Source organism: Roseovarius sp. B-10 (assembly GCF_056859295.1).
Genome location: NZ_JBSXOE010000025.1, coordinates 100,119 through 122,662 on the forward strand (window position 1 = coordinate 100,119; position 22,544 = coordinate 122,662).

At 59.9% G+C, this 22,544-nt stretch carries 17 protein-coding genes and 1 tRNA gene; 15 read left to right on the forward strand and 3 right to left on the reverse strand.

What is annotated here, in order from left to right; genetic code table 11:
• Positions 1-22 precede the first annotated feature (22 nt).
• Complete coding sequence (locus AC13D8_RS06265) at positions 23-1,219, reverse strand: ABC transporter substrate-binding protein (protein ID WP_482968128.1); 1,197 nt, start codon at positions 1,217-1,219, stop codon at positions 23-25.
• 943 nt (positions 1,220-2,162) lie between these two features.
• On the opposite strand from AC13D8_RS06265, the gene AC13D8_RS06270 reads away from it, so the two are divergent.
• From AC13D8_RS06270 to AC13D8_RS06305, 8 genes are all read left to right on the forward strand, one after another.
• On the forward strand, positions 2,163-3,356 hold the full coding sequence (locus AC13D8_RS06270; protein WP_482968129.1) for a tyrosine-type recombinase/integrase: 1,194 nt from the start codon (positions 2,163-2,165) through the stop codon (positions 3,354-3,356).
• Positions 3,356-4,177 carry a hypothetical protein gene (locus tag AC13D8_RS06275; protein WP_482968130.1) on the forward strand — a complete coding sequence of 274 codons (822 nt, stop codon included), beginning with the start codon at positions 3,356-3,358 and terminating at the stop codon, positions 4,175-4,177. The genes AC13D8_RS06270 and AC13D8_RS06275 overlap by 1 nt, the downstream gene beginning before the upstream one ends.
• Before the next feature lie 74 nt (positions 4,178-4,251).
• Complete coding sequence (locus tag AC13D8_RS06280; protein ID WP_482968131.1) at positions 4,252-4,434, forward strand: helix-turn-helix transcriptional regulator; 183 nt, start codon at positions 4,252-4,254, stop codon at positions 4,432-4,434.
• A 1-nt stretch (position 4,435) separates the two neighbouring features.
• Positions 4,436-4,633, forward strand: a complete 198-nt coding sequence (locus tag AC13D8_RS06285) for a hypothetical protein (protein ID WP_482968132.1) — start codon at positions 4,436-4,438, stop codon at positions 4,631-4,633.
• Positions 4,630-5,514, forward strand: coding sequence for a DUF7146 domain-containing protein (locus AC13D8_RS06290; protein WP_482968133.1), 885 nt, complete (start codon positions 4,630-4,632; stop codon positions 5,512-5,514). Before AC13D8_RS06285 ends, AC13D8_RS06290 begins: the two co-directional genes overlap by 4 nt.
• A complete protein-coding gene (locus tag AC13D8_RS06295; protein WP_482968134.1) occupies positions 5,511-7,007 on the forward strand; it encodes a DUF3987 domain-containing protein in 1,497 nt (498 codons plus the stop codon). Before AC13D8_RS06290 ends, AC13D8_RS06295 begins: the two co-directional genes overlap by 4 nt.
• Positions 7,004-7,315 carry a hypothetical protein gene (locus AC13D8_RS06300; protein ID WP_482968135.1) on the forward strand — a complete coding sequence of 104 codons (312 nt, stop codon included), beginning with the start codon at positions 7,004-7,006 and terminating at the stop codon, positions 7,313-7,315. Before AC13D8_RS06295 ends, AC13D8_RS06300 begins: the two co-directional genes overlap by 4 nt.
• A complete protein-coding gene (locus tag AC13D8_RS06305; protein ID WP_482968136.1) occupies positions 7,312-7,800 on the forward strand; it encodes an HGGxSTG domain-containing protein in 489 nt (162 codons plus the stop codon). The genes AC13D8_RS06300 and AC13D8_RS06305 overlap by 4 nt, the downstream gene beginning before the upstream one ends.
• 460 nt (positions 7,801-8,260) lie before the next feature.
• Here the strand turns inward: AC13D8_RS06305 and AC13D8_RS06310 are convergent, their stop codons facing one another.
• Positions 8,261-12,286 carry an NACHT domain-containing protein gene (locus AC13D8_RS06310; RefSeq protein WP_482968137.1) on the reverse strand — a complete coding sequence of 1,342 codons (4,026 nt, stop codon included), beginning with the start codon at positions 12,284-12,286 and terminating at the stop codon, positions 8,261-8,263.
• A gap of 544 nt (positions 12,287-12,830) precedes the next feature.
• Here AC13D8_RS06310 and AC13D8_RS06315 point away from each other — a divergent pair.
• From AC13D8_RS06315 to AC13D8_RS06345, 7 genes are all read left to right on the forward strand, one after another.
• Complete coding sequence (locus AC13D8_RS06315; RefSeq protein ID WP_482968138.1) at positions 12,831-13,064, forward strand: hypothetical protein; 234 nt, start codon at positions 12,831-12,833, stop codon at positions 13,062-13,064.
• A gap of 397 nt (positions 13,065-13,461) precedes the next feature.
• Complete coding sequence (locus AC13D8_RS06320) at positions 13,462-14,205, forward strand: hypothetical protein (RefSeq protein ID WP_482968139.1); 744 nt, start codon at positions 13,462-13,464, stop codon at positions 14,203-14,205.
• A gap of 124 nt (positions 14,206-14,329) precedes the next feature.
• Positions 14,330-15,850, forward strand: a complete 1,521-nt coding sequence (locus tag AC13D8_RS06325) for a type I restriction-modification system subunit M (protein ID WP_482968140.1) — start codon at positions 14,330-14,332, stop codon at positions 15,848-15,850.
• On the forward strand, positions 15,847-17,118 hold the full coding sequence (locus tag AC13D8_RS06330) for a restriction endonuclease subunit S (RefSeq protein WP_482968141.1): 1,272 nt from the start codon (positions 15,847-15,849) through the stop codon (positions 17,116-17,118). Before AC13D8_RS06325 ends, AC13D8_RS06330 begins: the two co-directional genes overlap by 4 nt.
• Positions 17,118-17,861, forward strand: a complete 744-nt coding sequence (locus AC13D8_RS06335) for a DUF6615 family protein (RefSeq protein ID WP_482968142.1) — start codon at positions 17,118-17,120, stop codon at positions 17,859-17,861. The genes AC13D8_RS06330 and AC13D8_RS06335 overlap by 1 nt, the downstream gene beginning before the upstream one ends.
• On the forward strand, positions 17,862-19,013 hold the full coding sequence (locus tag AC13D8_RS06340) for a DUF4268 domain-containing protein (protein WP_482968143.1): 1,152 nt from the start codon (positions 17,862-17,864) through the stop codon (positions 19,011-19,013). It begins immediately after the preceding gene.
• Complete coding sequence (locus AC13D8_RS06345; protein ID WP_482968144.1) at positions 19,013-22,105, forward strand: type I restriction endonuclease subunit R; 3,093 nt, start codon at positions 19,013-19,015, stop codon at positions 22,103-22,105. Before AC13D8_RS06340 ends, AC13D8_RS06345 begins: the two co-directional genes overlap by 1 nt.
• Positions 22,106-22,436: 331 nt before the next feature.
• On the opposite strand, the gene AC13D8_RS06350 is transcribed toward AC13D8_RS06345, so the two are convergent.
• A tRNA-Leu gene (locus tag AC13D8_RS06350) sits at positions 22,437-22,523 on the reverse strand.
• Positions 22,524-22,544 lie beyond the last annotated feature (21 nt).

A 22,544-nucleotide genomic window follows, 5' to 3' on the forward strand; every position in this document is an offset into this window, starting at 1 on the left:
AGGCCGTCGCCCGGCGATGCCCTTAGTGGTACATCACCGTTTCGAACTTGCCGCCCTTGACCTCCGTCTCGCGGAAGCTGCCTGCGGACTCGCCCGGCTCGATCAGCTCCAGCGCGGTGCCGCCGACATAGTCGATCTCACCGCCCTCGGCCAGAATCTTCAGGCCCTTGGCAAGCTCACCCGGGAATATCTTCTCGCCCGGGGCGTTGGCGACGTCGAACACCTTGTCCTTGTAGACGGCGCTGTCGGTCGAATCGGCGGCCTGCATGGCGAGCAGCATAATCGCCGAGGCGTCGTAGGCCTCCGGCACGTATGGGTCGTCGCCCTTGAAGTCCTTGCCCTCGGCCAGTTCGGCCAACATCGAGGCGCCCGGGCTGTCGGTGCCCGGATTGGTGCCGATGGAACCGTCCAGCGCCTCGCCGAAGTGATTGGTCAGCGCCTCGCCGACCATGCCATCCGGTAGCACGAACTTGCTGAAGGCGCCGGTATCGAGGGCGGCCTGGATCATGCCCTTGCCGCCCTGGTCGAGGTAACCGGCCACGATCAGCACTTCGCCGCCGGCTGACGCCAGCGTGCCGATCTCGGCCGAGTAATCGGCCTTGCCGTCCTCGTGCGCCGCGACGGCGGTGATTTCACCGCCCGTGGCTTCATAGGCCGCCTGGATCGCATCGGCGAGACCCTTGCCGTAGTCGTTGTTTGTGTAGGTCAGCGCGGCGGAACCGATTCCGCGACGCTCCAGTATGTCGGCGATGATCTGGCCCTGACGCGCGTCTGACGGGGCCGTGCGGAAGAAATAGCCGCCGTCTTCGATCGTCGACAGCGCCGGCGAAGTCGCCGACGGTGAGATCATGACGATGCCGTTCGCGCGCACGACGTTGTTGAGCACCGCCGTGGTGGCACCGGAGCAGGTCGCCCCGTTGATGCCGTGGACGCCCTCGGACGTCACCAGGCGCTCGGCCGCGGCCGTGGCGGCACCGGCGTCGATGCAGGTGCTGTCGCCGCGGACCGAGACGACCTCGCGGCCGCCGAGGAACACGCCGCTGTCCGACACTTCCTTGATCGCCATTTCGCCGCCCAGCGCCATCGGCTTGACGAGTGACTCTGTCGGGCCGGTGAAGCCCTGCATCATGCCGATCTTGACCGGATCCTGCGCCAAGGCGCCCGTCGCGACGACCGTCGAGAACGCGGCCGACAGGAGGATGGCAGAGAGTTGTTTCATGGATAGCCCTTCCCTGTGTTGATGGGTTCGTTGTTCTTTTACTGCGCAGTATACATATCAAGAATGATGTTTCTACCCATCATAACTGACGTTCCCCAGATGGCTCCCGAACCTGGCCCTGAGGATAGCCGAACGGGCTCCAGGCCGATGCCTTGACCGCATTACCGCCCGCTGGAGCGAACTTTCGACCACCGGACGGCTTTTGGCACCCATTTTGGAGCTGTTTTCCGCCTCATCCGGACACACGTCGCCCTCCGCCATCTTGTCCTTCTTGATCCACTGCTCGACCGTGCCAGGGTGATTGAAGAGAGCTGTCACTCGTCCGACAGGGCGGCTAGGGCCTGTACGCGCGCGGCTATCCCGTCTGTGATGACCACCAAGTCAAGTTTTGGATCACCGACGCGCTGGGAAGTAGATGATGGCCCTGCGCCAGATCGCCCTGCAAGAATTGGGGTCGGGGTAGCGTCTTCTTTCGTCATTAAAGCACGGCCATCGGCGGGCCTTGGACAGGCTGTCCGTCTTGAGCGAGACGTAGACGACCTTGCGCGATTCGACTGCTGACTAGCGCTTCGGAGCCCGGCGACGGAGATGGTAGGTGGACCCGCGGAGATGAATTCGGCATGCCAATCCGCTGCCGCAAAGCGACGCCACACGCAAGCGCCTGTGCGTCGGAATGTGCATCAGAATGTGCATCAAAAAGCGATCAGTCGCTGGTGATCTTGGCTTGCGAAGCGAAGAAAGTTGTTTCTTTACTAAGACATAAGTCAGAGATGTAACGGGGAATCTGGTGCCAGGAGAGGCACCAACCCCTTGTTTTGCAATGTTTCTATCTGTCCGGCCCCGCCTGTATCCACCTTAAAAACAAGATGGCAACTGCCCTAAACTGTCTTGCCCTGTCCGGCCTTATCCACTAGCTTAGGGTGGATATTTAGGGGGACGGATAATGCGCGCGAAAAACAGGCTGACGGCGGGCTTTCTGAAATCAGCCCCCGTGGGAAAGCACTGCGATGGCGCTGGGCTCTGGCTGGTGAAGCGCAACGATGGCGGGGCGCAATGGGTGCTGCGCGTGACCGTTCACGGCAGGCGGCGCGAAATGGGCTTGGGCGGCTTTCCTGCTCTATCCTTGGCCGAAGCCCGCAAGCAAGGCGAGCGCTGGCGCAACGTCGCGGCGGCGGGCCGTGACCCTATCAAGGAACGTGAAGCCGAAGAACGCGCGGCACGGCGCGAGGATATATCGCTGGCCATAATCACAGCGGATGCGTTCGAAGCGCGCAAGGCCGAATTGAAAGGCGATGGCACGGCTGGGCGGTGGTTGTCGCCTCTGACCCTTCACGTCTTGCCGAAGCTGGGCAAAGTGCCAGTGACCGACCTCGACCAGCGCGACATTCGCGACACGCTGGCCCCCATCTGGCACACCAAGGCCGACACGGCGCGCAAGGCAATGAACCGTCTTTCAATCGTGATGAAGCACGCGGCGGCGCTGGGCTTGGATGTGGATTTGCAGGCGACCGACAAGGCAAAAGCGCTTTTGGGCAAGTCGCGGCACCAGCCGAAGAATATCCCGGCGATGGATTGGCGTGATGTTCCAAGCTTCTATGCCAGCCTTGAAGAGCCGACGCTGACCCATTTGGCGCTGCGCCTTCTTATCCTGACCGGCGTGCGCTCGGGGCCGCTGCGCAACCTACGACTAGACCAGATCGAAGACGACGTGTGGACGGTGCCAGCCGAAGCGATGAAGGGCCGTAAAGGCGCGACCGATCATTTTCGCGTGCCACTGTCGGATGAAGCCAAGCGCGTCATTGACCTTGCGCGACCGCATGCCCGCAATGGCTTCCTGTTTCCGAACAACCGGCAAGGCGTGATTAGCGACATGACCCTTTCACGGCACATGGAACGGCGTGGGCTGGAAGCGCGCCCGCACGGCTTTCGCACAAGCCTTCGCACATGGCTGGCCGAAGCGACCGGCGCCCAGCATGAAGTCGCGGAAGCGATGCTGGCGCATGTGGTGGATGGTGGTGTGGTGCGGGCCTATCGTCGCACAGACTATCTGGACAAGCGTGCGCCTTTGTTAGACCGATGGGCCGACCACGTGACTGGCGGCGCTGGGCAGGTGGTGCAACTGGCGGGGGCTGGATGATGGCGCGCATCAAGCCGAGCGAAATCTCCTCCGTTCCATCCCACGACCACGATGATGTCAATTCAAACATAAATGAATGGGGCGTTCCCGACTGGCGCGATAAAGCTGCCTATGGAGACACCTCCAAGTGGTGCTTGGGCCGCTGGCGTTGGGAGTTCTATAGGCGATTAGCTGATGTCAGAGACATATTTGATACAAAAAAATATGCTCAATATGAATTCGATTATAGTTTTTGGAAAATAGCCTGCAACAGACCCGGGGTGGCAGAAAGTGAACGCGATGCCATTCTTCGCATGGAGCCAGTCAAACCGGAACACCCTGAGTTTGTGGTTCGCTGTAATGCTGAAGAAAGAGCGCGCATCGGATATAGTAGACTTCACAATCCCCGAATTGGCGATATCTCCCGGTTCGATGAACAAGATAAGCGGCGCGACAGTTGCGTTTGGTTCGTGGAAGGTGCGTGGTTTGATGGGAATTTGCCGGAAAGGCCCTTGGAAAGAAACGAAGTAGTTGTCGCATTTTCGATTGATCGTCCTTTGTCGCAACAACTTCAGGATGTAGAACGGGCCTTAAAATCCCTGCAAAAAGACCGTCATGGACGGCTTCTTCAGATGCGGCGGCACCGGGCAAAGTGGCTCGGATACCTTCGTGCGCTCGATGCACGCGAGGGTGGTGCAACTTGGGCCGAAATTGCCGAAACCTTCTATTCACAGGGACATTTGGGCCGTCACAAGAACCCTTCAGGCGGATACCGCCCACCGCCTCCCCAAGCGGCGCGCGACTTATGGGAGGCGGCGCAGGCCTTGCGATTTAATTTCTAGTTTTCGTGCACAATCCCAAAGCGGGCAAATTCAAGCTTTTCTGCGCTTGTCGAAGCAGAAAAGGACTGTGCAGAATGCAGACTTACCTCACTCTATCTGAACTGCGCGCAAAGCTGGGCAACCGCTCACGCAGCGCAATCTATGCCGATTTGGCGGCGGGCCGCCTTCCGCAGCCCATAAAGCTTGGTGGCCGGATTTACTGGCCCGAGGGCGACGTTGACGCCCACCTGCGCAATCTGCGGGACAAGGCCGCTTGAGATGATCGGCGAAAATGAAGTGACCCGGAACCTGTTGGAGCAGGAACCGGGTCGGAAAAATCGCCATGCGACTGCGGCGGATGATTCGACAGTAGCACAAAAAACTGAACTGCAAACGCGCTTTCTTGTTCAGGCACATGGCCTGACCGAAACGCACGCGCATGCCCTTGCAGTGCTAATATGGGGAGCGGGCACATGACCGACGCACGCGAACTGACACAAGAGTTGGGCGGCAAGTGGTATCGTAAATACGGGGCGGCACCTTGCCCCGTATGCCAACCCCAGCGGAACAAGGGCCAGAACGCCCTGACCTTGGCCGATGGCCGCAACGGGCGGCTAATACTGGATTGCAAGAAAAGCGGCTGCGCCTTTCTCGACATTCTGGCAGCGGCTGGCGTGCGCTCGGGCGATTACATTCCCCCGGACGCGGCAACACTGGCCCAGCGCGAAGCTGAACAAAGGGCCGAAGCGCAAAAGCGGGCGGCACAAGCAAAACAGGTTTGGAACGAAGCCCAGCCCATCGCGGGCACCATCGCGGAGACGTATCTGCTCGGGCGCGGCATCACCTGCGGCCTGCCCCGCACGCTGCGTTTTCACGGCGCTTGCTGGCATGGGGCGACTGCGAAGCGCTATCCGGCAATGGTGGCGGCGGTGCAGGGCGCGGGCTTGCCTGCGGTGCATCGAACCTATTTGCGCCCCGATGGCTCGGGCAAAGCCCCGCTGGACCCTGACAAAATGATGCTCGGGGCAACCGCTAGCGGCGCTGTAAGGCTCACTGACGCGCCTGGGCCGCTGGTGGTGGCCGAGGGCGTCGAAACCGCCCTGAGCCTTGCAAGCGGGCTTCTGGGCCGCCCTGCGACTATCTGGGCCACTCTATCGACAAGCGGGATGCGCGGGCTGCGCCTGCCACCATCACCGGGAAGGTTGACCATCGCAACCGATGGCGACGATCCGGGCCGGGCCGCCGGTCGCGATCTGGCCGAGCGCGCCCATGCGACCGGCTGGGCCGTGTCTCTACTGCCCGCGCCGGATGGCCGGGACTGGTGCGACGTGCTGGCCGGAAAGGCGGTGAGGGCATGACCGATATTCGCGAAATTGACTTCACGCCGGATTGGCCCGCGCCGGATGCGAAATTCCTGCGCCCGGAAATCCCGCCCGCCCCGGAACTGCCGATTGACGATGTGTTCGGCTCGCGCTTTGCGACATGGGCGCGAGAGGCCGCAGAGGCCAAGGGCGCGCCGCTCGACTATGCGGTTTTGTCGGTTGTGTCGGTTTTGTCCAGCGTCATCGGCAACGCCCGGTGGGTGTCGCCGTGGCGCGGCTGGTCTGAGCCGCCGGTGATCTGGGCCATGTTGATTGGCTTGCCGAGCGCCGGGAAATCACCCGCAATCGACGCCGCCCTGCAACCGCTGCGCGCTGCCGAGCGTCCCTTGCGTGAAGCCGCAGACGCCGAGAAGAAGGCGTGGTCCGAAAAGGCCGAAATCGCCAAGCTGGCCGAATCCACATGGAAGGAAGCGGTCAAGGCCGCAATCAAGGAGGGCCAGACGCCACCAGACAGGCCGAAAGAGGCTGATGCAGGACCGCCGCCGCATATCCCGCGGCTTGTGGTCAATGACGGCACAATCGAGCGGCTGGGCGCGATCCTCGCAAATCAGCCTCGCGGCATATTGCAGATGCGTGATGAGTTGGCCGGATGGCTGGAAGGCATGGCCCGCTATTCCGGCGGGGGCAGTGATCGGCCCTTCTGGTTGGAGGCATATGGCGGGCGCGGATACACCGTCGAGCGCATGGGCCGCGAACCGCTTACAATCGACCGGCTCACCATCGCGGTCATGGGGGGCGTTCAACCCGACCGGCTGAAAACCCTCTTGTTCAAGGCCGATGATGATGGATTGCTCGCACGCTTCCTGCCGATCTGGCCCGAGCCTGCACCGCTGCGCCGCCCTGGCGCATGGGCCGATGAAGACCTGATGCGGCGGATCATCGAGAAGCTGCTGACGCTCAACCTGCTGACCGATGAGCACGATCAACAGCGCCCTTGGATTGTGGGCTTCACGGATGACGCGCGCGACCTGATGGACCAATTCCGGCAGGCGGTGCGCCAATGGGAAGCCGAGGCCGATGGCCTGATGCTTTCCTTCATCGGCAAATTGCCGGGGTTGACCGCGCGCTTGTCGTTGGTGCTCGCCTTTCTCGACTGGGCATCCGAAGGGATCGAAGAACCGCACCAGATCACGGTGCAGCACTTTGGCCGGGCCGCTCACCTTGTGGAAGCCTATGTCCTGCCGATGGCCCGCCGCGCCTATGCGGACGCTGCTTGCCCGAAGGCCGAGCGCGCCGCAAGGCGGATTGTGCAGGTGATCCGCGAACAGGGCTGGCCGCGCTTTACGTCTCGGGAAGTGTTGAGGCTCGACCGGACCGGGCTGGGCACGAAAGCCGCGCTCGACCCCGCGCTCGACATGTTGCTCGACGGCGATGTGATCCGCACGGTGCAATCGCCAGTCAGCCCACAAGGCGGCAGGCCGCAACGTCTCTACGCGGTCAACCCTGCAATCCTCGGGGGGCAGGCATGACGCGCTGGTTAGAGGCTGCGCAAAGAGCATCCGGGGTCGGGACAAAACCGACAAAACTGACAAAACCTTCGCCCGAGGGGGTTTTGTCAGAAAAGTCAGTTTTGTCCGGAGGGGAAAACGCGCTCAGCCTGAATCCTGAAATGTCGCCCGAGGACCTCGGCCATGACCTACAGGAAGAGCGCGCCGCATGGCCCGAGGTCCGACCCGCGGCGCGGATCATCGCCCTGGATGACTGGCGCGCTGCCGCGGACGATCCGCACAATCCCGATGCATGGCGAAATTCACCGATAGAAGGGCGACACACATGACTGGTGAAGAATTGCGAACCCTCAGAAAGCAGAGGGGGCTATCGCGCCCCGCACTGGCCGCACTGGCCGGAGTGCATGCTGACACAGTGCGATACTGGGAGCGCAAGGTTACAGTTGACCTGCGCGGCTTTGCCCCCAAACTTCTGCTCCGCACGATGGGTTTGGACAGGTTTTTACATGATGATGTGCCCCGCAGTCCTACCTCTCATCGGGGAAATAGTCCTGCTTACGCGCGCGCGGGGGGTGAGGTCTTAGAAAATGCGCCCCAATTCGATATAATGACTGTTTACACGATGCAGTGCTGCGCGCGAACCCGGAGTGGCAACGCTTGCCGCGCAAATGCTATACCCGGCAAGACGCGATGCAGGTTTCACGGCGGGCTCTCGACAGGCCCCAAAACACCCGAAGGACGGCAACGCATTGCCGAGGCACAGCGAAAGCGATGGACTCGGTGGCGGGCTGAACGCAAGCGATCAAACAAATAGACAGCTCTTGGACGCAGAGGCGCTGAAGCGTGTGTTCACCTCCTGACAAAAAGTTCCCATCTGCCTCCGGTGCGCCCTCGGTCGCTCGGAAGATGGATCGAGGGATAGGTGTAGCCTCGGCTGCCATGAGCGTCGGCTATGCGCAGGAAAGCGACCTTTGCAAAGTCGGGTTCAGCAGGCGCCGGGACCGGACTGACCGGCCCAATCCTGCCGCTCGAGGGCCGGCCCGGCGCTGCAGCGCAGCTACTCCGAACCAGTCATTCGCGGCCACGTGCAGCATGGTCTGGCAGCCCGAGGTCAGCAGCGCGGGACTTTGCAGCCTTCAAGGTCTTCCATTCAAGATTCGACATTGTAGGCTGGGTGTTCAATAAAAATGGACTTTAACAGAAATCGGGTGTTTTGTCGTTAATGGAACTTGGGACGAAACTTGCTGACTGTGGGGTGATCCTACTCACCTGTTTCAAGCATCTTTTGTTCGTTTATTGACGGCCTCAATCATCGACTGAGGTCGAGATACGTCCAGAACCACAACCGAGAGCTTCTCCCTCAAACGAGGCGGAAGATCATCTTCTAACATCGCCTCAAGCGCCTCGGCACTCTCGGGGCCGTCGGTGCCATCGCTTCTCTTCGGGGCCTTGAACTCGGTGCCGAACCAAAAGACGAGATAGATTCCGAAACCGCAGGCGTCCGGATCCGCAGCGTAACCCGCGAGCTGGGTCGAAGCGGCTATCCAGAGTTCGCCGTTGTAGTGCCGTTTTGCCTCGATCGGCAGATTCTTGCCCCCGTGGCTCAGCATTAAGATGTCGGCCCTGGTGTTTTCGCCGCGACGGGCTTCGGGAAGGCTCGCTGCAATTCCGTATCCTTCAAACCGAGGACGAAGCAACTCAAGGAGGCGGTCCCTGTCCTCGTTCTCAATCTGTGGTTCGGTCGCCGCCCCGTACTTATCGGTGTTCCAGAACCGCTTCCAGGGCGTCTCACTGCCGGTCCTGAGCGACCTCTTGTACCTTTCGACCTCTTCAAGAACGATGGCCGAAAGGTCCGATGGTGTCGCCGGTGCGCCATCTGCGAGCGCGCCCATCAGTTGGCTCACTGAAGGCGCCGCGAATTGCGCATCGCGCAACTTGCGGGCATGCTCTGCGGCCGCATGAGCGATATGGGGTGCCCAGGTCGAGTCTACACTCGGAGCAAGCTCTTTCAGATGCTCTTCGGCTGCGGCTGAATTTGAAGCTCCGAGACGCCGGATCGCGGCTCTGATAATCCCGCTCACTCCACCAGAGTGCTGCCAATCATTGTCGCGCGCAGGGTGTTTTTTCCCAAGAACCCCAATCCTGATTCTGTCCAGCAGGTCGATGTCTGGACTTAATTCGTTGAATGTCTTCGCCAAGTCTCCGTTTGGAGCCACCAAAGCAGCTTCGAGATCTTCTTCCGAGAGCCGACCGGCAAGTTCCTCGGGCGTCAGCGCCAGACCGACGAACGACCAAATATTTCGTTGGGTCTGTTCGAGGTCATCACGTTCCAATGTGCGGCGTGCGAGTTCGACCAATTCTCCGATTGTCGAACTGCCGGCGCATGCCTCGATCGCCTGCCTTAGGGCGGGATCCGGCAGCCCTGGCCTCTCGCCGAGCAAGTTGAGCATGCACAGAGAGACAAGTGCCGGTTGATCTGCATTCGTAAGGCGATGAATGGCGTCAAGATCCTCATCGCCAGCATCGAGAGCGGCGTTCCAATACCGCAACATCACGTCAGCACCTTGCTCAGGATCCTTGGCAAGGCGGTCGGCTGCCCAAACAGCAATCGAAGGATCGTCGTCGGCACTGAAGTAGGCTTCCCGAAGCCCGACCAAGGCGATGATCAACGGAGAAGCGTCGATGTCGTTTTCACGGCCATGCAATAGCGCCTGGTGCAACCCCGCCGCTACGACATACTCTTGCGGGTAGCGCCCAAGCTTGGCTTGGGCCTTGCCGAGATCTTCGACACCAACCTTGATATCGGTATGGATTGCAAATTGGACGAAGCCTTCCGCGATCGCCGCAGCGATCTCCTCATTTGTATACTTGACGATGTCTTGGAACGGCGATTTGTCTTTGCTGATCTGCGCGTAGCGGTAGTGCTTGGCGGCCCAATTCAAGACGCCATATTGTTCCGGTACGCCTCTTGAGATTATGTCAATGACCGGCGTTAGCTCGGCGATATTTGCCTTCCGCGAATTTTCTGTTTTCTTTTCCAGGTTCGCCTTTCTCTTCGCCTCCTTCCGTTTCCATTCCGCGCTCGGGTCGGAGAGAAGAGACTTGATGAAACCCTTGAAACCGCCTTCCTGCTCAAGCAGCGACACGATCGGTTCTTGCCATTTCGGCCAGTGCGTTTCGCTCCGGGCCGCATACGCGGCGATCTGAAACACTCGTTTTCTGGCTTTGCGCCCATTCGTCGCTTGGGCGATATCCAACAACCCTTGGATCAATGCGTCGGAGGGGAGCCTTCTTGCGGTCGAGATATATTCGTTGCACACCACCCAAGGACCTTCGTCGGGGGAGCTTTGGTTCTCGACAGCGAGGAACAACTCCAATTCCCGACGATCCGAATTGTGGTCAATCCACCTTCCAATGGCTTCAGCAACATCGTTGTCGAGCATGTCCCATCGATGTTCTCGGAGATTGCCGAGCCACGATAAAAGTCGAACGGCGGATATGTCCGGGTTGGCTTCAACTGTGGTGACAAACGCACGATCAAGGAGCGACTGGACCTGCGATTTGTGCCGGCGCGCAAAATCGCTTCTTCCAATACCCTTGTCGAACAAATCCGGTCGCGGAGACCGCGCGATCGCAATGCTCAGAGACACCAGCGAACCGGTGTCGTCGTAGTCCTCCTCATCAAGGGTTTTCGCAGGCAAGCTGTCGAAATCCTCGAGCAACGCGTGGAGATCCGAGAACTGAGCATCCTGTGTTGACCTGCTCGACAGGACGCGGGCACGGATCGCCAATTGACCCCGGTCCGCCGTCATGCCGACCAGATCGTCCAAAAGATCACGTTGAATTCCATTGCTGTCGCTGGCTTTTGAGACGAGGATTTCAGCCGCTCTCTCCCGCATCCACAGAGGTCGGGCAGCGTCGAGCACGATCTCCCGCAGCTTCCCCGACATGTGTTTAACTTGCGGACCGTCCGCGAGAGCCTGAAGCACCGTCACCTGCAGATGACTACGAACCTCAGCGTCGAGAATGTCTTTGAAATCGTCAGCGAGATCATCGCCGGCAAGCCCGCCTAAGACAGTCGCGTCGTCCTGCGAGGCGAGGAAGAACGGGTCATCACGATCCAGGTGATAGAGGATACCTCTTCGTCCAGCCGTATCGAACGCCGCGGCGTCGCCATAAGCCAGCACCGTTGCGGCATCATGCTCAATGAGTCGTCTCGCCCCGAGGGAATTTCCTGCCGATTGCAGGTGGGCGGTAAACCACGCATATAGCCCCCTGAGCTCGCTCGGGGCCCTCTGGTCGCTTCCGGTAATGAGGCTAATCGCCCGCCGCAACGGAAAAGCGTGCGTTGCTCCAGCGCCGACCACCCTTCTTGCCAGAAATCGGCCTGCCAGAAACTCAGCGACCGTTCGGTGAAACGGCGCGAATGCGTGTCCTTCCCCCCTGAAAAGCGGGGTGTCCAATGCGGCTTCAAGAACGCGCCTATCGAGCCTTAGGGAATGCGTAGCAACATACTCGTTTTCGGGTGACCCAAGCGGTAACGCGTTCGAACGCCAGAGCCCTTTCGCCCCGGAAGCGAGGAGATAGAAGCTCATGGCAGTGGCGGCAGAGAGGATTTCGTCCGCCCCAGGTCGCGGATCTGTTTCGCGCTCCGGGTCGTATTCGTGGGCAAGCGCCGATGTGGCTCTCGTGAACAAGTCAAAGCGCGAGGTCGGCCATACTCCGTTCGAGACGACAACCGAGTAAAGCAATCTCAGACTGAGCGGATTTTCCAGAAATGCACCGGCACCCCTGTTCCGCGCTTCACCGACGAACCTCTCTGAATCGGGTTCTCCCAGAGAGGCCAAGACCAATTGCGCTTCATCGTCGCTCAGCGGCAGGAGATGGGCCACAACGATGAGCTCGTTGTTCGCCGCACGCCGCATCGCGTTCATGTCGGCTGTTGCGCGCCAGTCCTCAGCGCGGCAGGTGAGGCGCCATCTGCGTACGCTGCTCTTCGAAATCGTGTTGGCGAGACGCAGGAGTTTGTCTTTGCCACCATCACCTGAACGATATTCATCGAGGGCATCAAGATATGCAGTTCCAGACGCGCCAATCGGAAAGCCGTTCATCATTTCCCTGCAAGTTGCGACCTCTCCACACTCGGCAAGAGCTTCTTGTTCCAGAGCCGTCGATTTTCCCGCGCCGGGCTCGCCGAGCAAAACAACATACGGGTGACCGCGCAATTGGCTCAGCGGTTGAACCACAATCTCGTCATGAACTTGTACGGCGACCCGCCTATCTAAGGATGCATTTTCCATTTCGGGACGATACTCACCCGAGGTTGCTTTGAAAACATGAAGACGCCCCAGTTCATAAAGCGAGTCCGACGTCGGCTTTTTCTCAGAACAGCGTGTATCTTGAGGCAGCAGCGAAAGTCCGGAATCCGCCCGACCTGCATGTGCTCCCTTGGCCGGCGGGTCACCAGATGTGGTCCGCTTCGGGGCTGACTGCCGTCATCTGACCGTTTCCGTCGGGAACGCCGAGCTGGTCGAGCGGGTCGAGATGGTTTAGCGACGCTTTGCGCATATTCTGTTGAAAAACTCGACTTGATTGGATGCCTGATCGCTGTTTCGCTTTCGTTAGGGTTGCGGAATGGTGTCTCGGCTCAATGCTCGTCAACCGAGTTTTGAAAGAGCCTCCGGACTTAACAATCATTTGACTCAACAAGAGAGGTGCTCAAAGAAAAAAGTGGAGCTCAAACAAGTATAGCGCACCGGACATGCAGATCGAGATGATACAGCGTGGGGCCCGCCAGCAATATGTCGAGCTGCTTACCGAGATCGGCCAGGTGGGGCAACTGAAATGAGCAAGGTCATCCCACTGGCGACCTGGCTGCCGATTCCTCTCGACGAACTCACGCTGGGGCGCCCCGTGGCTATGTCCATAGACGATGACGCTGTTAGCGAGAAGGGCATCATCAACGGGCGCTCGGCGTTCGGAGTGATCTTGCTCGATGACAACGGCGATGAGTGGGACATTCCCGAACAGGACATCGAGGACGGTACGATCAAGCTGTATCAGTGCGGCGATCTGTAACATCGGTTGAAGCCGGGAGGCCGGGATGCGAAGTGGACATGTTCAGCCTGCGCTACGGTGACCTCGTGGAGGTCGCGGGGTTGAGCGGGAATGGAAAGTCTTGACGAAGGTGTTGGCGCGGCATGACATCAAGGAGCGGCTTGTGCGGAGATGTACGGCGCGGGCCGAGGACCAAAAAGACACGTTACGACGTCGGTGTTCAAAATGTCCCCAACAACTTTGGCACGGCCCTCGATGACCTTTTCAGGGCATGGCAATGGTCCGAAAAGGACTAGGGAGATCGAGAGCGCGACCTGTGAGCGACTACCCAGTATACGTAAGGCCACTGTCTGATGGCGTCGTGTTCCCGTCAGCTTCGCAGTTCTGCCTTCGCCACACCTGTCAATGAGGCGTCAAAATGAAGCTGGCCACAACTTTCGCGACTGAGGGGGAGTTCCGAGCAAGCTGGCCAAATGCTGTCGATGCGTTGCAAAGACTGCACGAAGGCGAATTGATTCTGTCCGACTACCGCTACGAGCTCGCCCATGATGCTCTCCAAGAAACAAAAGCGCACGCCTCGCCGAACGAGATCGAGCGCACCCTGTGCCGTTTCTGGGAGTTCGACGATCGGTTTTTTGGAGATGCACCGATTGGAGGCGGCATCAACGATTTCCGATGGTGTATCTATTGCAGCGTGTATCTGTTCGATGACGACAATCTGGCTCGCGATCTACTGACGGTCTTCTGTCCGCTGCTCGGGCCCTTCGCCGTGAAGACGTATGGAGAACTGTTTTCGCGCAAGGTCTGCTCCACATTCATGGATGATGTCGCGCATGTGTTGTGGGAAATTCAGGACTTTGCTCCCGCGTTTGAACCAAGCTTCTTCGACTGGTACGGTCATCTCAATGACTTCGAGGGGGAAGTCAGAGCTTCTTTGCGTGCACTTTCCGGGCTGGAACCGCTCAAAGACCCTTCTTTTCCTCCGAAGGATGTAATGCGCGTATTTTGTCCTGGGGTAAGCAGCCCGGTTCGACCTGACATGCCCGAAGCCGAATACCTGCAGGACTTGGCGCAGTTCTATGAAGAATGTGGATACGGCGATATCAGTGAAGAGGTTTGGGGCTGTTTTGGGGACCTTTCAGGAAAGGGACCATCGCCGTAGCCATCGCAACATCCACCGGCAAAAGCATATCCGCCACCGCAATTGATTCACATGCCGTTCCATACGATAAATGCCGAAAGCAAATCAACCGATTGGCGAACCAACGCCGAGTCAGGAGACAGGGATGGCGATCGAGAAGACGCTCTTCGCAGCGGCCGACAAGATGCGCGGCTCCATGGATCCGGGCGAATACAAGCACGTGGCCCTGGGGCTGCTGTTCCTTCGCTACATCGGAACCGCCTTCCAGCGAAGGCACGATGAGCTGGTGGCCGATCCTGAAGGAGATCCGGAAGACGAGGATTTCTACCTTGAGGTCGGCATCTTCTGGGTGCCAGAGGCCGCGCGCTGGAGAACGCTGGCCGCGAATGCCAAGGACAAGGGCATCGGCGTCAGGGTCGACAATGCCATGCGCGCGATCGAGGCCGACAACGAGCAGCTCAAGGGCGCGCTGCCCAAGGTCTTCGGGCGTGAGGCGCTGGATCCGGCCATCGTCACCGGTCTGATCGACCTCTTCTCGAATATCGAGTTCGACGGCACGCCCAAGGATTTCGACCTGATCGGCCGGATTTACGAATACTTCATCTCGGAATTTGCCAGCAGCGAGGGCAAGCGCGGCGGCGACTTTCACACGCCGAAACCCGTGGTCGAGCTGATAGTCGACATGATCGAGCCGATGAAGGGACGCCTCTACGAGCCCTGCTGCGGGTCCGGCTCCTTCATGGTCCAGTCCGAACGCTTTCTCGAAAACCACGCCGGCCGCCGCGCCGATCTCGCCGTCTACGGGCAGGAGCGGAACCACACGACCTACGGTCTCGCCCGGATGAACCTCGCCATCCGGGGGATCGTCGCAAACATCCAGTGGAACGCCGAGGGCACGCTGCTGCGCGATGCCTTCCCGGACGAGAAGTTCGACTTCGCGATGGCCAATCCCCCGTTCAACATCTCGGACTGGTCGGGCGCCATCCTGGCCGAGGACAGGCGGTGGACCTTCGGCACGCCCCCGGTCGGCAACGCCAACTTCGCCTGGATGCAGCACATCTACGACAAGCTGGGCAGCACCGGCGTTGCCGGCGTGGTCATGGCCAACGGCTCCATGTCGTCCATGTCGAGCGGAGAGGGCGACATCCGCCGTGCCATGGTCGAGGCCGAAGCCGTGGACGCGATGGTCGCCCTGCCGGGGCAGCTCTTCTACGGCACCCAGATCCCGGCCTGCATCTGGATCCTGGCCAAGGACAAGTCGAACGGCGTGGCCAAGGCGGCCCGCCTGCGCGACCGGCGCGGCGAGGTGTTGTTCATTGACGCCCGCAAGATGGGCGCGCTGGTGGCAGGGAGCCGCAAGCAGAAGGAACTGTCGCGCGACGAGATCGCGCGCATCGCCAGTGCCTACCACGCCTGGCGCGGAGAGCCGGACGCAGGGGATTACGCCGATGAGCCTGGCTTCTGCAAGGCGGCCTCCTTGGAGGAGATCGCGAAACACAACTACGTCCTGACCCCCGGCCGCTATGTCGGCGCCGGCGCGGCCGAGGAGGACGGCGAGCCCTTCGAGGAGAAATTCGACCGGCTGACGGCGGAGCTTCGTGCGCAGTTCGCCGAGGGGCGGCGACTGGAGCAGCAGATTTCTTCGGCGCTGGAGAAGTTGGCATGACAGCCGAAGTGCCTCTGGAGAACTACCTACAGCGCATCACTTATGGGTTCACGAACCCAATGCCTACGGCCGAAGAAGGTCCTTTCATGGTCACGGCGCGCGACATCAATGGAGGGCGTATTCTCTATGAGCAGGCCCGGCGCACCTCACGAGAGGCATTCACCGATAAGCTGACGGACAAGAGCCGACCGGAAGTCGGCGACGTTCTTGTAACGAAAGACGGCACGTTGGGCCGGATTGCGGTCGTAGATCAAGGGGATATTTGCATTAACCAATCTGTGGCTCTCTTGAGGCCAAACGCTAATATTCGACCGCGGTATTTGAAATATCTCCTTGAAACTCCGAAGTATTTCGATCGGATGATCGGGGATGCCGATGGAACTACGATCAAGCATATCTACATCACGCGACTGGCAAAAATGGATGTCTCAGTTCCGGATTTGGATGCTCAAGATGACGTTCTATCCATACTCGGAGCTCTCGACGACAAGATCGATTTGAACCGCCGGATGAGCGCGACGCTGGAGGAGATGGCGCGGGCGCTCTATCGGTCCTGGTTCGTGGATTTCGACCCCGTCCACGCCCGCGCCCTCGGCCATCCCCCCGCCCACATGGACCCCACGACCGCCGCCCTCTTCCCCGACAACTTCGGCCCCGACGGCCTGCCGAGGGGGTGGGAGGCCGGGACGCTCGGTGACATAGCATCGAATATCCGGCGGCAGGTGCAGCCCGGTGATATCGAAGCCGATACCCCCTACATCGGGCTCGAACACATGCCCCGGCGTTCCATTGCTCTGTCGGACTGGGGCGGAGCAGGACAGGTGGGCAGCGCGAAGTCCGCGATGCGCCGCGGACAGATCCTGTTCGGCAAACTTCGCCCATACTTCCACAAGGTCGGCGTAGTGCCCACTGACGGGATCTGTTCGACCGACATTCTGGTCATCGGCGAGAAGAAGGACCACTGGCGAGAAATGGTTCTCAGTGTCGTGTCGTCGGATGACTTCGTCGAGCACGCCAACGCGACCTCCTCCGGAACCCGGATGCCCCGCTCCAACTGGAAGGACATGACACGCTTCGACATCGCGGTCCCCCCGGAGCCGGTAGTGGAAGCGTTTTCCAGCATCGTCCGGCCCATGACCGAAAAGATCGTGGCAGGCATCCATGAGGCGCACACCCTGGCCGCCCTCCGCGATGCCTTGCTCCCCCGCCTCATGTCCGGCGAACTTCGCATCCGCGAGGCTGAGAAGCGGGTCGAGGAGGTCGTGTGATGGCGGCATCCGTGCCTCTCCGGGACTACCTGCGGCAGCTCGCCGCCTGGGTTTGGAACCAGCAAGGGCATGCCTTTGACCATGGCCTCGCGCTCCAAGAAGAGACCCTGACCGAGATGCTGCTTCTGCGTATGGCACGGGACCACGCGAAGCACGGATTGATCATCACGATGTTCAACAAGACCGAGGAGTCGAAGAACGGCGCCGACTGGGAATGGATCGTCCGGATGCCCGGCTGCGAGCTTGGCCTGCGTGTTCAGGCTAAGCGTCTCTACCACCGGGACAAGAAGGCTGACTACGGCGGTCTCGACCCGAACTCCGGCCAGGTTAGGAAATTGATCGCCAGAGCCGGTAACCGCATACCTCTCTATGTCTTTTTCAATCATGATCGCGGTATCAATTCCCCGCTTCTCTCGCCCGGCGGGGAGCCTCCTTACCGAGGGCGAAGCTTCTGGGGTTGCTCTGTTGCCTGCGCCAAGAAAGTTCAGGCTGCAAAGAGCAACAAGCTATCCGTTCTGAAAAAGCACATGCGTCCTTGGCATCGGCTGATTTCCACGTCTGGAGGCTGTGGGGTTTACCCCGCGCTGGGTATCTCACCGCAAGAGGTCGAAGCCTCTATGCCCCCGGAGCGACGCCAGGTGATAGAGCGAATAAGAGATCGGGATTTCATGCTGACCTATCTGGATGAAGAAGATCTGGGAGGTGTGGCCATTCTTGATTTCAGTGATTTCCGAGGTGATTAGATGTTCCAGATCGACCGTTCCGCCAACCGTCTGCGCAAGCTCGAGCGCACCAGCTTCTCCGAGGTCGGGTTCCGGGAGCGGGAGCATCTCCAGGAATGGCTCGCCACCATGCCGGATGCGCTCTGCGAGGCGATGAGCGAGGGTGAGGATGGGCTTCTGATCATCCAGAAGGAGTTCGACGGGTTCGACGGCACCCGGGAGCGGCTCGACCTGCTGGCGCTGGACCGGGTCGGGCAGCTTGTCATCATCGAGAACAAGCTGGACGATTCCGGCCGGGATGTCGTCTGGCAGGCCTTGAAATACGCCGCCTACTGCTCGAGCCTGAAGAAAGCCGAGATCGTGGGAATATTCCAGCAGTATCTCGACCGGCAGGGCGGCGGAGACGCGGCCGGGCTGATCTGCGAATTTCTGGGCGAGGACACGCTGGACGAGGTCGTGCTGAACGACGGCACCAACCAGCGCGTCGTCTTTATCGCCGCGAATTTCCGGCGGGAGGTGACGGCGACGGTGCTCTGGCTGCGCGAACATCAGATCGACGCGCGCTGCGTCAAGGTCGTGCCCTACAGGTTCGGCGAGGAGATTTTCGTCGACCTGCAACAGGTGATCCCGCCGCCCGAGGCGGCGGACTACATGATCCGGATGGCCGAGAAGGAGAGTGAGGAGAAGTCGGCCAAGGGGGCGATCAAGTCACGTCATGAGATCAGGCTGGCATTTTGGAGCGAGGCTTTGGAAGCATTGCGTGCCGCCGGTTTCGAAAGATGGCAAAACGTCAATCCAACCAAGGAAAACTGGCTCAACTCGGCTACGGGCGTTTCGGGAATATCGCTGACGTTGAGTCTGCTAAGGCATGAAGCGCGCGTATCTCTGACGATTGCGCGCCCTGATGAAGGTGAGAACAAGTGGTTTTTTGATCAACTTATGAAAAACCAGGCCGAGTATTCTGACGTGGTAGGTCCAGATCTCGAGTGGCACCGGATGGACGATAAGAAAATGAGCTGGATAGCGGTTCGAGCACCCTTTCAAGGCTTTAGTAGAGAGAATTGGCCGGCAATGATCACGTGGCTGGTCGAACACTATGAGAAGATGGATCAGGCATTTTCCGATCCTGTGCGGGCGCTTGCTGCACGCATGAAGTCCGGAGGGGGCGCTTGATGGCCTGGAACTCGGAATCCGACCTAGAAGACTGGATGATGGAGAGGCTGGCGGGTCTGGGCTATGCCGCCGCCTCAGGCGCCGAGATATCACCTGAGAAGCGCGACCCAGAGCGTCGGAGCTTCCACGAGGCAATCCTGCGAAAGGTCTTCGAGAAGTCCGTGCGGCGCCTCAATCCAGTGCTGCCAGACGGCGCGGTGCAAGAGGTGATGGCCCGTGTCACAGACGAGACCTTCGCCGGTGACCTCATGGCAGAGAATCGTCGCTTGCACGGCCTGATGACCGGCGGCGTCCCAATTACTTACTTCCGTGATGGCGAAGAGCGCAATGATCGCGCGCGGCTCGTGGACTGGGATGACGATGACAACGCCTGGCACGCGTTCAACCAGGTCGACATGGTCGGAAAGAACGCGCGCATACCGGATGTCGTGATTTACCTGAATGGCCTGCCTCTGGTGGTGGTCGAACTGAAGGGCACGGAGGGAGCCAGTATCGAGGCGGCGTTTAACCAGATCGAGACTTACAAGGCGGATATTCCGAACCTCTTCCGGACCTCAGTCTTCTCGGTGATCTCCGATGGGCTGAACGCACGATATGGCACGCTCTCGGCGGGTATAGACCGCTTCATGCGGTGGCGAACCGTCGATGGCGAGACCATCCTTTCGGAGCGCGAAGGTCTTGCCCTGAACACGCTGACCGAGGGCTTGCTGAACCGGTCCGTTCTACTCGACATGCTGCGCTGGTTCACCGTCTTCGAGGACGAGGGCAAGGGACCAATCAAGAAGGCGGCCGGCTACCACCAGTTCCATGCGGTCCGGAAGGCCATGGAGTCGATCCTCGTTGCGCGGGGCGACGACGGTAAGGGCGGCGTCATCTGGCATACTCAGGGCTCCGGGAAATCGCTCCTGATGACCTTTCTTGCCGGGCGAGCAATGCACCTGCCGGACCTGGAGAACCCGACGGTGCTTGTTCTCACCGACCGCAACGACCTCGACAACCAATTGTTCGCCACATTCGGTAGGTGCAAGGCTCTGCTGGGTGAGACGCCGGTCCAGGCGGACAGCATCGAGGAGCTGAAGACGCTGCTGAACCGACAGGTGGGCGGTATCGTGTTCTCGACGATCCAGAAGTTCCGGCCAGAGCGCGGCCAGGATTTCCCCGAGCTTACCGATCGCTCCAATGTCATCGTCATGGTCGATGAGGCGCACCGGACACAGTATGGGTTCGAGGCCCGGATGGACCACAATACTGGCGAGGTTCGCCATGGTCTGGCGCACCACATGCGCACAGCCTTGCCGAGGGCGGTCTACGTGGCATTCACCGGCACCCCGGTGGAATTGGTCGGCGCGAACACGCGGTCGGTGTTCGGCGATTACATTGACGTCTACGATATTGCGCAGGCCGTTGAGGACGGTGCGACCGTGCCGATCTATTACGAAGGCCGCGTCGCTCGCGTGGAGATCGCCGAGGAGGTGCGCGACAGTCTCGATGAGGAATTCGACGAGGCAACCGAGACGCTGCCCGAGGACGAGGCAGGTGCCGCAGCCAAGAAGTGGTCGCAGATCGAGAAACTGGTCGGGGCAGGTCCACGCCTTGATGCGGTGGTGGCTGACATCCTCGAGCATTTCGATGCACGCCTCGAGGCCATCGACGGAAAGGCGATGATCGTCTGCATGAGCCGCCGGATCTGCGTCGAGGTTTACGAGCGCATCGTGGCGGCTCGTCCCGATTGGCACTCTGAAACCGACGAGACCGGCGCGGTGAAGGTCGTCATGACCGGAAACGCCACGGATCCTCAGAATTTCCAGCCGCATATTCGCAGCAAGGCGAAGCTGGAAGCCCTCAGAAAAAGATACAAGGACACGAGCGACCCCCTGAATCTGGTGATCGTGCGTGACATGTGGCTGACCGGCTTCGATGCGCCCTGTATGCACACGCTCTACGTGGACAAGCCCATGAGGGGGCACGGACTGATGCAGGCAATCGCACGGGTGAACCGGGTATTCGCCGGCAAACCCGCCGGTCTCGTTGTCGACTATATCGGTCTCGCCGCTGACCTGAAAAAGGCCCTTGCGCATTATTCGCAGGGAGACCAGGCCCAGACTGCTGTTAATGAACGAGAGGCCGTTGCCGCCTTCCTGAGTGCGCTTGAGACCGCGCGCGGATTGTTCCATCGCTTCGACTACTCTCGGTCCCTCGGAGGCACGGCAGCCGATCGCCTGGATATCCTTCCGGCGGCCGCGGACCATGTTCTTCAAAAGGCGCGCGACGACGGTCGGGAGGACCACAAGGACTTCGGCAAGCGGTTCCTCGATGCCGTCGCTGCCCTGGCCCACGCATTCAAGCTTGCGGCCGGCTCACCGGAGGCCAAGACGCACGCGGAAGAGGTTGCGTTCTTCCTCGCGGTCAGATCGGCTCTTCAGAAGCTCGACGTGAAGGGGAGCGGCGGGCGGAATTCCTCGCCGGATTTCGCGATCGAGCAACTTCTGAATCGCGCCGTTGCATCCACGGAGGTGGTCGACATCCTCGAGGCGTGTGGCTTTGACCGTCCGGATATCAGCGTTCTGTCCGAGGAGTTTCTCCTCGAGATCCAGAACATGCAGCATAAGAATCTTGCTGTGGAAGCCCTGAAGAAGCTTCTGAATGGAGAGATCAAGGCCCGGACTAGGGGCAACGTCGTGCAGAACCAGAAATTCTCGGATCGGCTTACGAACGCGATCGCACGATATCACAACCGAAGCGTTGACGCCCTCCAGGTCATCCAGGAACTCATCGGCATGGCCAAAGACCTAAGCGCCGAGCCTGAGGACGACATGTCTGAGGCAGAGAGGAGCTTCTACGACGCTTTAGCGCAGAATGAGAGTGCCGTTGAAGTCATGGACAACGACCAGCTCAAGGTGATCGCGGCCGAGCTCGTGAGGTCCGTTCGAGAAAATTCCGGCGTGGATTGGTGGCAGCGAGATGATGTGCGGGCGAGGATGCGCGTTGTCGTGAAACGTATCTTACGGCGATATGGATATCCGCCAGACCTTCAGGCCGAAGCGGTAAAGCTGGTCATAAAGCAAGCCGAAGCTTTGGCTCGCAGGATGTAGAGCGCAGATAGCGACGGATACCCCTCACCCCAGTCGTTGAAGCGTATGACAACGATCACGTCTCGCTCCGCGCCAAGCCGCTCGGCATCGCACCGGGGCATCTCGCCCGCGAGGGCGTTCAAGAACTCATTGATCACTCGGTCATCCGAGAAGGGCAGGAACCGCTAGTAGCGAGGTGGATTTCATGGGCAAATCATAGCTACCCCGTAAAATCGCTGCAGCCAAGGCCGCAAACGATCCGACCACGCTGCACAGGGTAGATATTTAGGGGGATACGTAAAGTTAGAAGCTGTGTATTCTCATTACAAATCAATAACTTAAGTCATTAAAATGGTGCCCAGGAGAGGACTCGAACCTCCACGGCCTTGCGGCCACTGGCACCTGAAGCCAGCGCGTCTACCAATTCCGCCACCTGGGCAGGTGTCGTGCCGCCGGCATT

Coding starts and splice junctions, on each gene's coding strand:
- AC13D8_RS06265 (WP_482968128.1), bottom strand. CDS start 1,219: ATGAAACAACTCTCTGCCATCCTCCTGTCGGCCGCGTTCTCGACGGTC.
- AC13D8_RS06270 (WP_482968129.1), top strand. CDS start 2,163: ATGCGCGCGAAAAACAGGCTGACGGCGGGCTTTCTGAAATCAGCCCCC.
- AC13D8_RS06275 (WP_482968130.1), top strand. CDS start 3,356: ATGGCGCGCATCAAGCCGAGCGAAATCTCCTCCGTTCCATCCCACGAC.
- AC13D8_RS06280 (WP_482968131.1), top strand. CDS start 4,252: ATGCAGACTTACCTCACTCTATCTGAACTGCGCGCAAAGCTGGGCAAC.
- AC13D8_RS06285 (WP_482968132.1), top strand. CDS start 4,436: ATGATCGGCGAAAATGAAGTGACCCGGAACCTGTTGGAGCAGGAACCG.
- AC13D8_RS06290 (WP_482968133.1), top strand. CDS start 4,630: ATGACCGACGCACGCGAACTGACACAAGAGTTGGGCGGCAAGTGGTAT.
- AC13D8_RS06295 (WP_482968134.1), top strand. CDS start 5,511: ATGACCGATATTCGCGAAATTGACTTCACGCCGGATTGGCCCGCGCCG.
- AC13D8_RS06300 (WP_482968135.1), top strand. CDS start 7,004: ATGACGCGCTGGTTAGAGGCTGCGCAAAGAGCATCCGGGGTCGGGACA.
- AC13D8_RS06305 (WP_482968136.1), top strand. CDS start 7,312: ATGACTGGTGAAGAATTGCGAACCCTCAGAAAGCAGAGGGGGCTATCG.
- AC13D8_RS06310 (WP_482968137.1), bottom strand. CDS start 12,286: ATGGAAAATGCATCCTTAGATAGGCGGGTCGCCGTACAAGTTCATGAC.
- AC13D8_RS06315 (WP_482968138.1), top strand. CDS start 12,831: ATGAGCAAGGTCATCCCACTGGCGACCTGGCTGCCGATTCCTCTCGAC.
- AC13D8_RS06320 (WP_482968139.1), top strand. CDS start 13,462: ATGAAGCTGGCCACAACTTTCGCGACTGAGGGGGAGTTCCGAGCAAGC.
- AC13D8_RS06325 (WP_482968140.1), top strand. CDS start 14,330: ATGGCGATCGAGAAGACGCTCTTCGCAGCGGCCGACAAGATGCGCGGC.
- AC13D8_RS06330 (WP_482968141.1), top strand. CDS start 15,847: ATGACAGCCGAAGTGCCTCTGGAGAACTACCTACAGCGCATCACTTAT.
- AC13D8_RS06335 (WP_482968142.1), top strand. CDS start 17,118: ATGGCGGCATCCGTGCCTCTCCGGGACTACCTGCGGCAGCTCGCCGCC.
- AC13D8_RS06340 (WP_482968143.1), top strand. CDS start 17,862: ATGTTCCAGATCGACCGTTCCGCCAACCGTCTGCGCAAGCTCGAGCGC.
- AC13D8_RS06345 (WP_482968144.1), top strand. CDS start 19,013: ATGGCCTGGAACTCGGAATCCGACCTAGAAGACTGGATGATGGAGAGG.